Consider the following 12,325-nt stretch of genomic DNA (forward strand, 5'->3'; position numbering starts at 1 on the left):
GATCAGCGTGGCTCTACTTGACAAGATGTTGCACATGGGCGAAGGCCGTCAGCTCAAGAAGCTGAAGGTGGTCGCCGATCAGGTGAACCTGATCGAGCCGGACTTCGAAGCCATGAGCGACGACGAGCTCCGCGGTCAGACCGAGGTGTTCCGGCAGCGTTTCGCTGACGGGGAGAGCCTCGACTCGTTGATGCCGGAGGCTTTCGCCGCGGTCCGCGAGGCCAGCAAGCGTGTGCTCGGCAAGCGGCACTTCGACGTCCAGATCCAGGGCGCGGCCGCCCTGCACTGGGGCAACATCGCCGAGATGAAGACCGGTGAAGGCAAGACCCTGGTCGCCGTGCTCGCCTCCTACCTGAACGCGATCCCGGGCGAGGGCGTCCACGTGGTCACGGTGAACGACTACCTGGCCAAGTTCCAGTCCGAGCAGATGGGCCGCATCCATCACTTCCTCGGCCTGAAGGTCGGCGCCATCCTCTCCGACATGAACCCCGCGCAGCGGCGCGAGGCCTATGGCTTCGACATCACCTACGGCACCAACAACGAGTTCGGCTTCGACTACCTGCGCGACAACATGGCCTTGTCGATCGATGATTGCGTGCAGCGCGGCCACTACTACGCGATCGTCGACGAGGTCGACTCCATCCTGGTGGACGAGGCCCGTACCCCGCTGATCATCTCCGGCCCGTCGGAGGATAACTCCGAGTGGTACCCCGAGTTCGCCAAGCTCGTCCGCAGCCTGGAGCGCGACGTCCACTACGAGGTGGACGAGAAGAAGCGCACCGTCTCGGTGCTCGAGCCCGGGATTTCGGCCGTGGAGGACCGGCTCGGTATTGAGAACCTCTACGAGAGCGTCAATACCCCGCTGATCTCCTACCTGAACAACGCGATTCGGGCCAAGGAGCTGTTCAAGCGGGACAAGGACTACGTCATCCTCAACGGCGAGGTGCTGATCGTCGATGAGCACACCGGACGCACTCTGGTCGGCCGGCGCTACAACGAGGGTCTGCACCAGGCGCTGGAGGCCAAGGAAGGCGTCGAGATCAAGGACGAGTATCAGACGCTCGCCACGATCACCTTGCAGAACTACTTCCGGATGTACCGCAAGCTGGCCGGTATGACCGGTACCGCCAAGACCGAAGAGTCCGAGTTCCAGAAGATCTACGGCCTGGGCGTGCTGCCGATCGAGACCAACAAGCCGATGATCCGGATCGATCAGGCGGACCTGATCTACCGCACGGAGGCTGCCAAGTTCGACTCGATCGTCACCGACGTGGTGGCGCGCCACGAGCTCGGCCAGCCGATGCTGATCGGTACCGCCAGCGTGGCCAAGTCCGAGGTGCTCAGCAAGCTGCTGAAGCGGGCCGGAGTGCCGCACGAGGTGCTGAACGCGAAGAACCACGCGCGTGAGGCCGCCATCGTGGCCTTGGCCGGACGCAAGGGCGCGGTCACCGTGGCCACCAACATGGCCGGCCGTGGTACCGACATCATCCTCGGCGGCAACGCCGAGTTCCTGGCCGACCAGGTGCTGCGCAGCAAGGGCCTGGACCCGGTCGAATCGCCGGCCGAGTACGAGGCGGCCTGGCCGGAGACCCTGAAGACCATCGAGCAGCAGGTCTCCGACGAGCATGAAGAGGTCGTCGGGCTGGGCGGCTTGTACGTGATCGGCTCCGAGCGGCACGAGTCCCGGCGTATCGACAACCAGCTGCGTGGACGTTCCGGACGTCAGGGCGACCCGGGCGAGAGCCGGTTCTACCTGTCCCTGGAAGACGACCTGATGCGGCTGTTCAAGTCCGACATCATCGCCTGGGTGCTGCAGACCCTGAAGGTCCCCGACGACGTCCCGATCGAGAACAAGCGGGTCAGCAGCTCGGTGGCCTCGGCGCAGGAGCAGGTCGAGAGCCAGAACTTCGAGATGCGCAAGAACGTCCTGAAGTACGACGACGTGATGAACCGGCAGCGGCACGCCATCTACGGTGACCGGCGCCGGGTGCTCGAGGGTGCCGACGTCGAGGCGCAGTTGCGCAAGACCGTCGACACCGTGGTCGAGCAGTACGTCCGCAGCCTGACCGAAGGCTTCGTCGAGGATTGGGATTTCGACGCGCTGTGGACCCAGTTGCGCACCCTCTACCCGGTCAAGCTCGAGCAGTCCGACTATGAGGGCCGCGGCGACGTCACTATCGACGAGTTGGTCACCGACTTCCAGGCCGACGCTCAGGCCGCTTACGACGCGCGCACCGAGCAGCTCGGTGAAGAGACCATGCGCGAGTTCGAGCGGCAGGTGCTGCTGACCGTGCTGGATCGCAAGTGGCGCGAGCACCTCTACGAGATGGACTACCTGCGCGAGGGGATCGGGCTGCGGGCCATGGCCCAGCGCGATCCGCTGGTCGAGTACCAGCGCGAGGGTGGCGAGATGTTCAACACCATGATGGAAGCCTTCATGGAGGAAGTCGTCGGCTACCTGTTCAACCTCGAGGTCCGCGTCGAGCAGGCACCGGCACCGTCCGCGCAGGCGACCACCACCGACGACCTGGTCGCCGGGGCTGCCGCCGAACTCGCCGCCCGGGCCCAGGCTCCGGCCGCGAAGACCGCGCTGAAGGCCAAGGGTCTGGAGCGCAAGGCGGCCCGTCCGATGGCCTACTCCGCACCGGATGAGACCGGCGCGGTGGCCAAGGCCGGCGCGACCGGACCGGACACCAACCCCTACGCCGGGGTTGGCCGGAACTCGCCGTGCCCGTGTGGTTCGGGGAAGAAGTACAAGGTCTGCCACGGTCGTAACGCCTGATCAGGGGGTTCCGGGGTGCGGTCACCCGGCGTGTTGCTGACTGCTGCAGCGCTGGCGCTGGTGCAGGTCGGCTGCAGCCACTCGGCCGTGCCCACTCAGCCTGCATCCGCCGCCGTCCGGCCCAGTGACGCCGTCCCCGACTTCGACGGGGACGGCCGGGCCGATCTGGTCTTCGGGATCGGATCGACCCATGGCCGAGTCGTCGTCGAGTACGGCTCGGGGGGCAAGGCCGGATTCGAGCGCACTGACGCCGGTGGTCCGGCAGACCCCAGCGACGACAATGTGCGCGGGTTCGGGGACGGGGTCCTGGCCGCGGACCTGAACTCTGACTCGTTCAGCGACCTGGTCGTGGTCGACTCCACCGTCGGTGGCGGCGGCTCGGCGATCTACCTGATCTTCGGGTCGAAGGACGGCCTGCGAGTGGCCGAGGCCCGGCGCTACCCGGTTGCCGGTGTCGGCGGCACGCCGGCGCTGCTCACCACGCCCGACAAGCTGCTGGTCGTTGCCGGTGGCGGGAGTGGGGACGATGGCGCACTGACCACCTTCCGGATCGGCCCTGACGGGTTGCCGATCGATGGTGCGGCCGTCCTCAGCCAACGCTCGCTGACCGGCGAGTCCCGTCCCGGCGACCGGTTCGGTGCTGCATTGGCAGCGAGCCGGAACACGTTGCTGGTGGGAGTGCCGGGCAAGGACGTCGGTTCGGCCACAGACGCCGGTGCCGTGTTCGTGGCCACCTACCAGGGTGGTGGAGCGTTCCGCGGGCGGCTCGAGACCCTCGATCCTGCGCGGCGCGGCAATGGGCCCGCCTCCGGTGATCGGTTGGGGGCCAGTGTCGCCATCACCGATGGCTATGCGGCTGCGGGGCTCCCGGGCCGCCAGGTCGGTGCGGCCGGCGCCGGAGCGGTGCTGGTGTTCACTCCGGGTTCTTTTGGGAGCGCCCGAATGATCGACCAGACATCGTCCGAGTTGTCGGCTCAGCCCGCAGAAGGTGAGCAGTTCGGTTCGTCGGTGGCCCTGATCAAGGTCTGCCATGGTGCACCCGGGCTTCTGGTTGGGGCCTTCGGCGAGGATGTGGACGGTGTCGCCGGGGCCGGAGCGTCCTGGATCATCCCGCTCACTGCCGCAGCCGACTGTCCGGCCACGCGGCTGGCCGAGGGCGGTGTCCTGGGCGGTCGGGCCACCCAGATGGGACTGGTGGGGGCGGTGGTCGGCAGCCTGCGAACCGGACCCGCCCAGGCCGACACGCTGATCGTGGCTGCGCCCAGCCGCACCGAGGACAGCGTCGCGGCCAGGATCTTCCGAGTGCCGCCGCCCTATACCGCCTCGACCGTGGCCGCGGACGGCCTTCTGCTCAACGAGGAGGGGACGATCGCGCTCAGCCCGCTCACGGACTGAGCCGACCCGCGTCGTGCACGGTCGGCGGATCCAGCGCGATCGCCAGCTGAGTGATCCGCCATCCTCCCTCCAGCCGGGTCAGCCGTACCGCCGCGGCCCTGGACCGTCCGGCCTGGCGCAGATGTAGCGCCACCTCGACCACCCCTGCACGCGGCTGCTGAGTGCGCAGCGACAGCAGGCTCAGCTGACGGCTGGCCGGACTGGTCCGGATCGATCCGACCAGGCGCAGCACGTCCGGGCTCAGCCAGGGCTCCAGCTGATGCAGTGGACGCCGTCCGCTGAGCGTTTCGACAACGGCACTGGCCAGGTCGCGAGCGATCCGCCGGTTCTGGGCCGGGACGAAGGCGGTGGCGTCGATCACCTCGGGTGCGTTCAGCCACGGCAGCAGTGGCTGGTCGGGCGAGGGGAGTGGGGCCGGCTCGAATAGCGGGATCACCGGCGGCCACGAGCTGGGCGCGGGCCGACATCTGGCCTGACTGGGATCCATGCATCCTCCTGGGCTCAGCTTGGCCCGCCGGGGAACGCATCGAACAGGCGATCCGGCAAAGCTGTGGATGAGTAGGGTTGAGCCGTGAGCGAGTTCGTCTCGGTCACCGAGGCAGCGTTGCTGGCCCGGGACCAACCCACGCAGCCCTGGCAGCAGGCATTCGTCCTGTTGCTGGCCGGCGGCCTGTCCAGAGCCGAGTTGATCGCAAGGATCGGTGAGCGGATCGGCTACGCGCCGCGCTTCCGACGCCGGGTCGAAGGCTGGCCGATCGCCGCCTGGGTGGACGACCCCACCTTCAGCGTGGCCGGTCACGTCCGGCAACAGCGACTGCCGGCCGATCAGACTCTTGAGCAGTGGCTGGCCGACCTGCTCACCGACCCGCTGGACGACGAGCACCCGCTGTGGCAGGCGGTTCTGCTGGACGAGGTCGCGCCCGGCCAACAGGCATTGGTGTTCCGGTGTCATCCGGCGTTGGTCGACGGCTACGACCACGTCCATCTGCTGCAGGAGCTGCTGGACGAACGGCCCACCGCACAGATCGGCCCCGAGTCGTCCTGGGAGCCGCAGCCGGCGCCCGGCCTGGGGGCGGCGCTAGCCGGTCTACGGGACCCGCTGCAGGCCGCCCAGGGGGTAGCCGGTGGGCTGTTCGGGCTGGTCGAGAACGCCGTCCGCACCGTCACGCTCGCCGGGCGCTCCGCACAGCTGGCGGTCGCCGAAGTGGAACTCGCCGCGCTGAAGGTGGTCCGCAACGGCTTCGCCTGCACAGTCCACGACGTGGTGTTGGCCCTAGTCACCGCCGGACTGCGAGGGCAGGCCCGACGGCTCGGCCGGACGCTCACCGATCCGGTGGCACTGGTCCCGCTGGCCGTCAGCGAGCCGGCCGTACTGGAGTCGGCGATCGGCTGCCGGATCGCGCCGTCGTGGCTGTCGCTGCCGGTCTCGGAGGCCTCGGCCGTCGAGCGGCTGTCGGCGATCGCCACTCTGACTCGGGTGCGCGCCGACAGCGGACACAGCGTCCGGGTCCCGGAGTTGGTCGAGCTGGCCGGATTCGCGCCGCCCACCTTGCATGCTGTAACCGCCGGGAGCGTCGGAGCCGGCCGGGCCCACCAGGTGCTGGTCGCCGATGTCCCCGGGCCGCAACGGGCTCGCTATCTGGGCACGGCTCTGGTCGAGGAGGTGTTCGGCTGCACGTCTCTCACCGATGCCGAAGAGCTCTCGGTGGCAGTGACCAGCTATCGCGGACGGGTCAGTCTGGCCGCGATGTCCACCCGCGCCCTGGACGGCTGGGCCGACGACCTGGCCGCCGAACTCTCCACCCTGCTCAAGGAGGCCAGGTGAGCCTGTTGTTCGTGCCGGTGACACCGGCGGAGTTGGCCGCCTGGGCCGGCGACGGCCGGCTGGACCAGCCCCGTCCGGCGTTCTCGGCGACTGCGGGGCTGCGCGCCGCCTTCGACACCAGCGACGATGAGGATGCCGAGCACATTGCGCTGCTGGTGGCCTCGGTTGCCGGTCTGGCCGCGCACGGCGTCCGGCTGATCGCCGTCGTCGAGGGCAGCGGCGAACCGTCCGGGGATCCGGATTTCGGTGAGCTACGGGTCGCCGGCCTCGCCTACTCCGCAGTCGAGGCCATCTTCGCCGACGATGCCGCCGAGCCGACCCTGCCAGCCGCCGCGGAGGCCGCCCGCGGGCTCTCCCTGGCCCAGGCCTGGGAAGATCCGGCCGTGGTGGCGCTACTGGAGAATGCTGACCTGCTCTGGCACGGGGCGGCGGAATGGGGTGCACTGATTCAGAAGTGATCGGGCAATCGAGGGGAGTGGGATGCCGAGATCGATCTGGAAGGGCGCCATCTCCTTCGGCCTGGTCACCATCCCGGTGAAGGTCTTCGGAGCCACCGAGGAGCGCGATATCAGCTTCCGCCAGGTGCATTCGTCCGACGGTGGACGGATCCGCTACCAGCGGGTCTGTGAGGTGTGTGGCCAGGAAGTGGCCTTCGCCGACATCGCCAAGGGCTATGAGGCCGAGGACGGCCGGATGGCCATCCTGGAGCCGGACGACTTCGCCGGGCTGCCCGCCGCCGAGGGCAAGACCGTGGATGTCAAGCAGTTCGTCGACCTGGCCGAGATCGACCCGATCTACTTCGACCGCACCTATCTGCTGGCCCCGGAGAAAGCCGGCCTGAAGCCGTACGTCCTGCTGCGCCGAGCCCTGGCCGACTCCGGGCGGGCCGCGGTGGTGAAGGTGGCCCTGCGCAACAAAGAGTCGCTGGCCCTGATCCGTCCGGTCGGAGAGGTGCTGCGGCTGCACACCATGCTGTGGCCCGACGAGCTGCGGGACACCGAGTTCGCGGCCCCCGAGGCCGAGGTGAAGGTCAGCGATGCCGAGATTTCGATGGCCGAACTGCTGATCGATCAGCTGTTCGGTGAGTTCGATCCGGCCGCCTACACCGACGACTACCGGGAGGCGCTCACCGAGGTGATCAACGCCAAGCTGGAGGGTGTGGCCCCGCCGGAGGCGGTTGCGCCGGCCGACACCGGTGGCCAGGTGGTCGACCTGGTGGCCGCGCTCAAAGCGTCGGTGGAAGCCGCCAAGAAACGTCGGGACGAGGCTGCGGCTAGCTGATTCGCTGCGATTCGGCCTCAGGAGACGGCTGGGCGTAAAGTCGCCGTGTGGATGCCATCACCGTTGTTCCTGGTCCTGTCAATGAGCCTGTTCGCACCTACGCCCCGGGGAGTCCGGAGCGGGCCGCGATCGAGATCGAGCTGGCCGAGCTGGCCGCTGATACCCGCGAAGTCCTGCCGGTGATCGGTGGAGTGGCTGCCGCTTCGGTGGCTGCTCCCGTCCATGAGGTGCGGATGCCCTCGGACCATTCCACCCTGCTGGCCAACGTCCACCAGGCCACCGCAACCGATGCTGCCGAGGCCATCGAGGCCGCGGTCGCGGCCAAGGCCGACTGGGCCGCCATGCCCTTCGACGAGCGGGCCGCAATCTTCCTGCGCGCCGCCGAGTTGCTGGCCGGGCCGAAGCGGGCGCTCCTGAATGCGGCCACCATGCTCGGCCAGGGCAAGACCGTCCAGCAGGCCGAGATCGACTCGGCCTGCGAACTGATCGACTTCCTGCGGTTCAACGTGGCCTTCGCCCGTGAGCTGTACGCCAACCAGCCGCAGAACTCGCCCGGGGTCTGGAACCGGATGGATTACCGGCCGCTGGACGGCTTCGTCTACGCGATCACCCCGTTCAACTTCACGGCCATCGCCGGCAACCTGCCGACCGCCCCGGCCCTGATGGGCAACACGGTGATCTGGAAGCCGGCCCTGACCCAGAGCCTGGCTGCCGACCTGCTGATGGAGCTGCTGATCGAGGCCGGCCTGCCCGACGGTGTGATCAATATGCTGCCCGGCCACGGCTCGGAGGTCTCCGACGTGGCGCTGAGCCATCCGGAACTGGCCGGCATCCACTTCACCGGCTCGACCAGGGTCTTCCAGGGCTTGTGGTCGCAGGTCGGTGCCAACATCTCCGGCTACCGGGCCTACCCGCGGCTGGTCGGCGAGACCGGCGGCAAGGACTTCGTGGTGGCGCACCCGTCCGCCGATCCCGAGGCGCTGACTGCGGCCCTGATCCGCGGCGCATTCGAGTACTCCGGGCAGAAGTGCTCGGCGGCCTCCCGGGCCTACATTCCGCGCAGCCTGTGGAAGGTGATCGGTGACGACCTGATCGCCCAGACCGAGGCGCTGAGTGTCGGCGACGTCCGCGACTTCCACAACTTCACCTCTGCGGTCATCGACGAACGGGCGTTCACCAAGTTGTCCGGCGCCATCGAGCAGGCCCGGTCGTCCGCCGATGCCCAGATCGTCGCCGGTGGCCGCTACGACCGCAGCGAGGGCTGGTTCATCCGGCCGACCCTGATCACCTCGGACAACCCGTCCCAGGACATCTTCGCCACCGAGTACTTCGGGCCGATCCTGGGCATCCACGTCTACGACGACGACCGCTATGCCGATGTGCTGACCCAGGTCGACCAGGCCTCGCCGTACGCGCTGACCGGGGCGATCTTCGCCACCGACCGGACCGCGGTCCAGCAGGCCTCGACGGCACTGCGGCACGCGGCCGGCAACTTCTACGTCAACGACAAGCCCACCGGCGCCGTGGTCGGGCAGCAGCCCTTCGGCGGCTCCCGCGCGTCCGGCACCAATGACAAGGCTGGCTCACTGTGGAACCTGATGCGCTGGGTCAGCCCGCGCTCGATCAAGGAGAACCTGCTGCCGCCCACGGGCACCGGCTACCCGCATATGGCCTAGTCGATCGGTTGGCGCAGGATCGTCCGCCGCCTCGCCGGCGTGACGCTGGCGAGGTCCCTCGTGGCGAGTGGGTGCTCGGGTGCTCAGCGGCAGGTGTCCAGGAGCCCCTGCACAGGGTCCAAGGACGTGCTTGCGAGCCGGTAGTGGGCCCACCGTCCGCGCTGTTCCCTGATCAGGAGACCAGCGTCGATGAGCTTCTTCAGATGGTGAGAGAGGGTGGGTTGCGAGATCCCCAATGCTGCGGGCAGATGGCAGCCGCACGCGGTCGTGCCCGGGGACTCTGCGACCAGGCGCAGTAGGCGAAGTCTGACTGGATCGGCGAGCGCCTTCAGCAAGTTCGCGAGCAGTTCGGCTTCGGCGGCTGACATGAGCTGTGCTGATGATGCCGGAGCGCATTCGATGGTCGCCAGAGTCCGGCTCATGGTGCGACCTGAGAGAGGCCGGTGCGACCGATCGGTTCTCGATCGAGCAAGGGGACGATCGCGAGCCGGCCCGCACGCTTTCGGACGGCGTCGATCGGGCCGCTCTCCTGTCCGGCCCGGTACCGGAGCAGAACCGAACTGGTCTTCGTGGCGGCGAGTGACTGGTTGATGACCCATGCCCAGGGCCGAATCCCGGCTCGCTCAAGGTCGTCCTCAAGGACGCCAGCTTCGAGGACAGGGGTGGTTTCGGGGAGAGTGACGAGCAGGATCTTGGTGTACCCGGGGTTCTGTAGCCGCATCATCGGGGTCGTGTAGTCCGCGCCACTTGGCATGTTGCGGATGACCTCGCGGTGGTAGGAGCCGGCGGCGTCCATGAGCAGCAGCGTGTGTCCGGTCGGGGCCGTATCCATCACCACGAAGCCGCTGCGGGCCTGGTTGACCAGGCGGGAGAACTGCGTGAAGACCGCTACCTCCTCTGTGCATGGCGACATGAGGTCTTCGGCAAGCACCGCTCGGCCGGCGTCGTCGAGCAGCTTCCCCTTGGTGTTCATTACGTGGCTGCGGTAGTCCGCAACTGCTTGTGCAGGGTCGACCCGAGAGACTGTGAGGCCGGCCGAGGCCGCTGCCTCGCCCAGGGTGCTCTCCAGATGTCCGGCCGGATCGGTGGTGGTGAGGTGGACGGGGTGACCCAACGCGACCAGACGGGTGGCGATCGCGGCGGCGATGGTGGTCTTGCCGACTCCGCCCTTGCCCATGCACATGATCAGGCCGTGGCCATCGGCGGCGAGCTCATCGATCAGGGTATCCAGCGACCCGGGTAGGTCGCCAAGGCTTGGCGGCACTGCCTTTGGCGGGGTCGCTGTGGTGGCATCGAGCAGGGACCGAAGGGCCGGGAGGCCGACCATGTTCTCGGGCTTGAGTTCGATGATGTCCCGGCCGATGGCGGCCAGTGAGGCGGGCATGCCGGCGATCGCCGCCTGCTCGCGCTTCCGAACGGCGGCGGCAAGGGAGTCGGCACCTGCCGTCCCGGCGCGCAGGACGCCGTTGATGACGACACCGCGAGGCTTGATCCCGGTAGTGGACAGTTCGTCGGCCGTCCGGGCGATCTCGGCGAGGCTCGAGGCCTGAGCGCGGGCCACCAGGATCAGGCTGGTCACCGACGGGTCGGCCAGGGTCTGCACTGCTCCCGCATACAACGCGCGTTGCTTCTCCAGGCCCGACAGCGGGCCGAGGCAGGATGCGTCGCCCTTGCCGGCGTCGAGGAAACCGGTCCAGTCCCCGGGGAGCTTGAGCAATCGGATGGTGTGCCCGGTCGGGGCGGTGTCGAAAACGACCTGGTCGTAGTCGGCGACCAGCGATGGATCGGCGAGTAGCCCGGTGAACTCGTTGAATGAGGCGATCTCGGTGGTGCACGAACCCGACAGCTGCTCGGTGATCGACTCGATCTCCTTCTTCGGCAGCAAACCTCGCACAGGGCCGATGATCCGCTCGCGGTAAGCCGCGGCGGCTTGCTCTGGATTGATCTCCAGCGCGTCCAGTCCGGCGACCGAGGTCACGGCCGTGATGGTGTTGCCGATCGACTGGGAGAACACCTGTCCGACGTTGGACGCCGGGTCGGTGCTGACCAGCAGGACCCGGCGTCCGGCCTCGGCCAGCTGTAGTGCCGCCGCACACGCGATGGAGGTCTTGCCCACCCCGCCCTTGCCGGTGAAGAAGAGAAAGCGGGTCGGTGCCGTGAGGAATCGCATCGGGGCCGCTCAGCAGCAGCTGCTGCTGGGGCCGCCGCAGCAGCCCTGGGATGGGACTGTGGCAAGAGGGAGGGTCTTGGCTCCAGCTGAGGCGAGACCGGCGTAGCGGACCAGCATCTCGCGGGTTGGGTATCGGCCGGTGAGGACGGCCACGTTGTCGACCAGTACCAACGGCAGCCCCTCAGATCCAACTGCGCCGATGAAGTTTGCGACTACTGGGTTCTGGATGAAGGCTGCGGTGTCGTTGGCCAGGTTGTGTCGCGAGATGTCGACACCCTGAGAAATGAGAAACTCCAGATCGGCACTGAAGCTCACCAGTGCCTGGTCCACGTCCTCCCCGCATACGCCGGTGTTGCAGCACAGCGCCGGCTCGAAGACACGGATGCTGACCATGAGGCACTCCTAGAGTTGATATTGACGTTTGTCGATATCAACTCTAGGCCCTTCGGATCGATGATCGTCAATCCGAGCGACCGGCATTCGCCAGCCCATCCGGATCGGGTGTGCTGTGGGCCCATTCGATGGGGGCGCCTCCTGCTGCCGCCCACGGGCACCGCTACCCACGCATGGCCTCGTCGATCGGTTGGCGCAGGATCGTCCGCAGCTTGGCGGGGGCGGTCTTGGTGAAGTCGGACAGGTAGATCTCGTGGTGGCGTCCGCGCAGCCGTAGGCCGTTGTCGGGGACGAACTGGGTGTGTAGCCGGTGCAAGGTCTCGGCTTCGTCGTCGAACGAGCCCAGATGCAGGATCTGCACGCAGCGTCCTTCGTCCAGGGTCTCCAGCCGGAGTCGGTCGATGGCCGGTCCCACCTTGGTCCGGACGACGTCGCGGGTGGCCTCGAAGACGTCCGCGGTGATCCAGTCGGGCACCATCATCAGCAGGGTCCAGTCCCAGGTGGACTTGTCCAGGGCCGTGGTGAAGGTGGACGGATCGTCGGATGACCACAGACCCTCCAGCGGCATCACCGTGTAGTCGCGGCCGAACTCGTTCTTCGAGGTGAACTTCAGCTTGTAGCCGACGCTGAACAGCGCGCCGATCGCCTCGTTGAACGGGCCACCGGCGTTCGGATCGCCGTGCCCGTCGATCATCAGGTAGTTGAGAGGTGGCACGTCGACCACCTCGAACACCCCGGTGCGCGCGGTGTAGCTGGGCAGTGATTTCTTGAAGTCGATCTTCTCCATGGGCGGCCTTTCGTCG

At 67.8% G+C, this 12,325-nt stretch carries 11 protein-coding genes; 6 read left to right on the forward strand and 5 right to left on the reverse strand.

The genetic code is table 11. From position 1 onward, the window contains the following. The first annotated feature begins 25 nt into the window (after nt 1–25). On the forward strand, nt 26–2,782 hold the full coding sequence (gene secA, locus ATK74_RS04450; protein ID WP_098459914.1) for a preprotein translocase subunit SecA: 2,757 nt from the start codon (nt 26–28) through the stop codon (nt 2,780–2,782). Between the two features lie 15 nt (nt 2,783–2,797). Continuing rightward, nucleotides 2,798–4,177: an FG-GAP repeat domain-containing protein gene (locus ATK74_RS04455; RefSeq protein WP_169923735.1), complete on the forward strand. Its 1,380-nt coding sequence runs from the start codon at nt 2,798–2,800 to the stop codon at nt 4,175–4,177. On the opposite strand, the gene ATK74_RS04460 is transcribed toward ATK74_RS04455, so the two are convergent. Continuing rightward, nucleotides 4,167–4,664 carry an Rv3235 family protein gene (locus tag ATK74_RS04460; protein ID WP_098459916.1) on the reverse strand — a complete coding sequence of 166 codons (498 nt, stop codon included), beginning with the start codon at nt 4,662–4,664 and terminating at the stop codon, nt 4,167–4,169. The two genes, ATK74_RS04455 and ATK74_RS04460, sit on opposite strands and share 11 nt — an antisense overlap. A gap of 84 nt (nt 4,665–4,748) precedes the next feature. Here ATK74_RS04460 and ATK74_RS04465 point away from each other — a divergent pair, with 84 nt between their 5' ends. The 4 genes from ATK74_RS04465 to pruA are packed head-to-tail and all read left to right on the forward strand — an operon-like array spanning nt 4,749 to nt 8,959. Next, a complete protein-coding gene (locus ATK74_RS04465; RefSeq protein WP_098459917.1) occupies nt 4,749–6,002 on the forward strand; it encodes a wax ester/triacylglycerol synthase domain-containing protein in 1,254 nt (417 codons plus the stop codon). Further along, nucleotides 5,999–6,460, forward strand: a complete 462-nt coding sequence (locus ATK74_RS04470) for a DUF6912 family protein (RefSeq protein WP_098459918.1) — start codon at nt 5,999–6,001, stop codon at nt 6,458–6,460. The genes ATK74_RS04465 and ATK74_RS04470 overlap by 4 nt, the downstream gene beginning before the upstream one ends. Before the next feature lie 22 nt (nt 6,461–6,482). Beyond that, the gene (gene ku, locus ATK74_RS04475; RefSeq protein WP_098459919.1) at nt 6,483–7,283 is read left to right on the forward strand and encodes a non-homologous end joining protein Ku; all 801 of its coding nucleotides are present in this window, start codon (nt 6,483–6,485) and stop codon (nt 7,281–7,283) included. 47 nt (nt 7,284–7,330) lie between these two features. Continuing rightward, nucleotides 7,331–8,959, forward strand: coding sequence for an L-glutamate gamma-semialdehyde dehydrogenase (gene pruA, locus ATK74_RS04480; protein WP_098459920.1), 1,629 nt, complete (start codon nt 7,331–7,333; stop codon nt 8,957–8,959). Nucleotides 8,960–9,042: 83 nt separating this feature from the next. Here the strand turns inward: pruA and ATK74_RS04485 are convergent, their stop codons facing one another. The 4 genes from ATK74_RS04485 to ATK74_RS04500 form a co-directional block, all read right to left on the reverse strand. Continuing rightward, on the reverse strand, nt 9,043–9,381 hold the full coding sequence (locus tag ATK74_RS04485; RefSeq protein WP_098459921.1) for an ArsR/SmtB family transcription factor: 339 nt from the start codon (nt 9,379–9,381) through the stop codon (nt 9,043–9,045). Continuing rightward, on the reverse strand, nt 9,378–11,129 hold the full coding sequence (gene arsA, locus ATK74_RS04490; protein WP_098459922.1) for an arsenical pump-driving ATPase: 1,752 nt from the start codon (nt 11,127–11,129) through the stop codon (nt 9,378–9,380). Before arsA ends, ATK74_RS04485 begins: the two co-directional genes overlap by 4 nt. 9 nt (nt 11,130–11,138) lie before the next feature. Continuing rightward, a complete protein-coding gene (arsD, locus tag ATK74_RS04495; protein ID WP_098459923.1) occupies nt 11,139–11,522 on the reverse strand; it encodes an arsenite efflux transporter metallochaperone ArsD in 384 nt (127 codons plus the stop codon). 163 nt (nt 11,523–11,685) lie between these two features. Further along, a complete protein-coding gene (locus ATK74_RS04500; RefSeq protein WP_098459924.1) occupies nt 11,686–12,309 on the reverse strand; it encodes a GyrI-like domain-containing protein in 624 nt (207 codons plus the stop codon). Between the last annotated feature and the right edge of the window lie 16 nt (nt 12,310–12,325).

Source organism: Propionicimonas paludicola, assembly GCF_002563675.1.
GTDB lineage: Bacteria > Actinomycetota > Actinomycetes > Propionibacteriales > Propionibacteriaceae > Propionicimonas > Propionicimonas paludicola.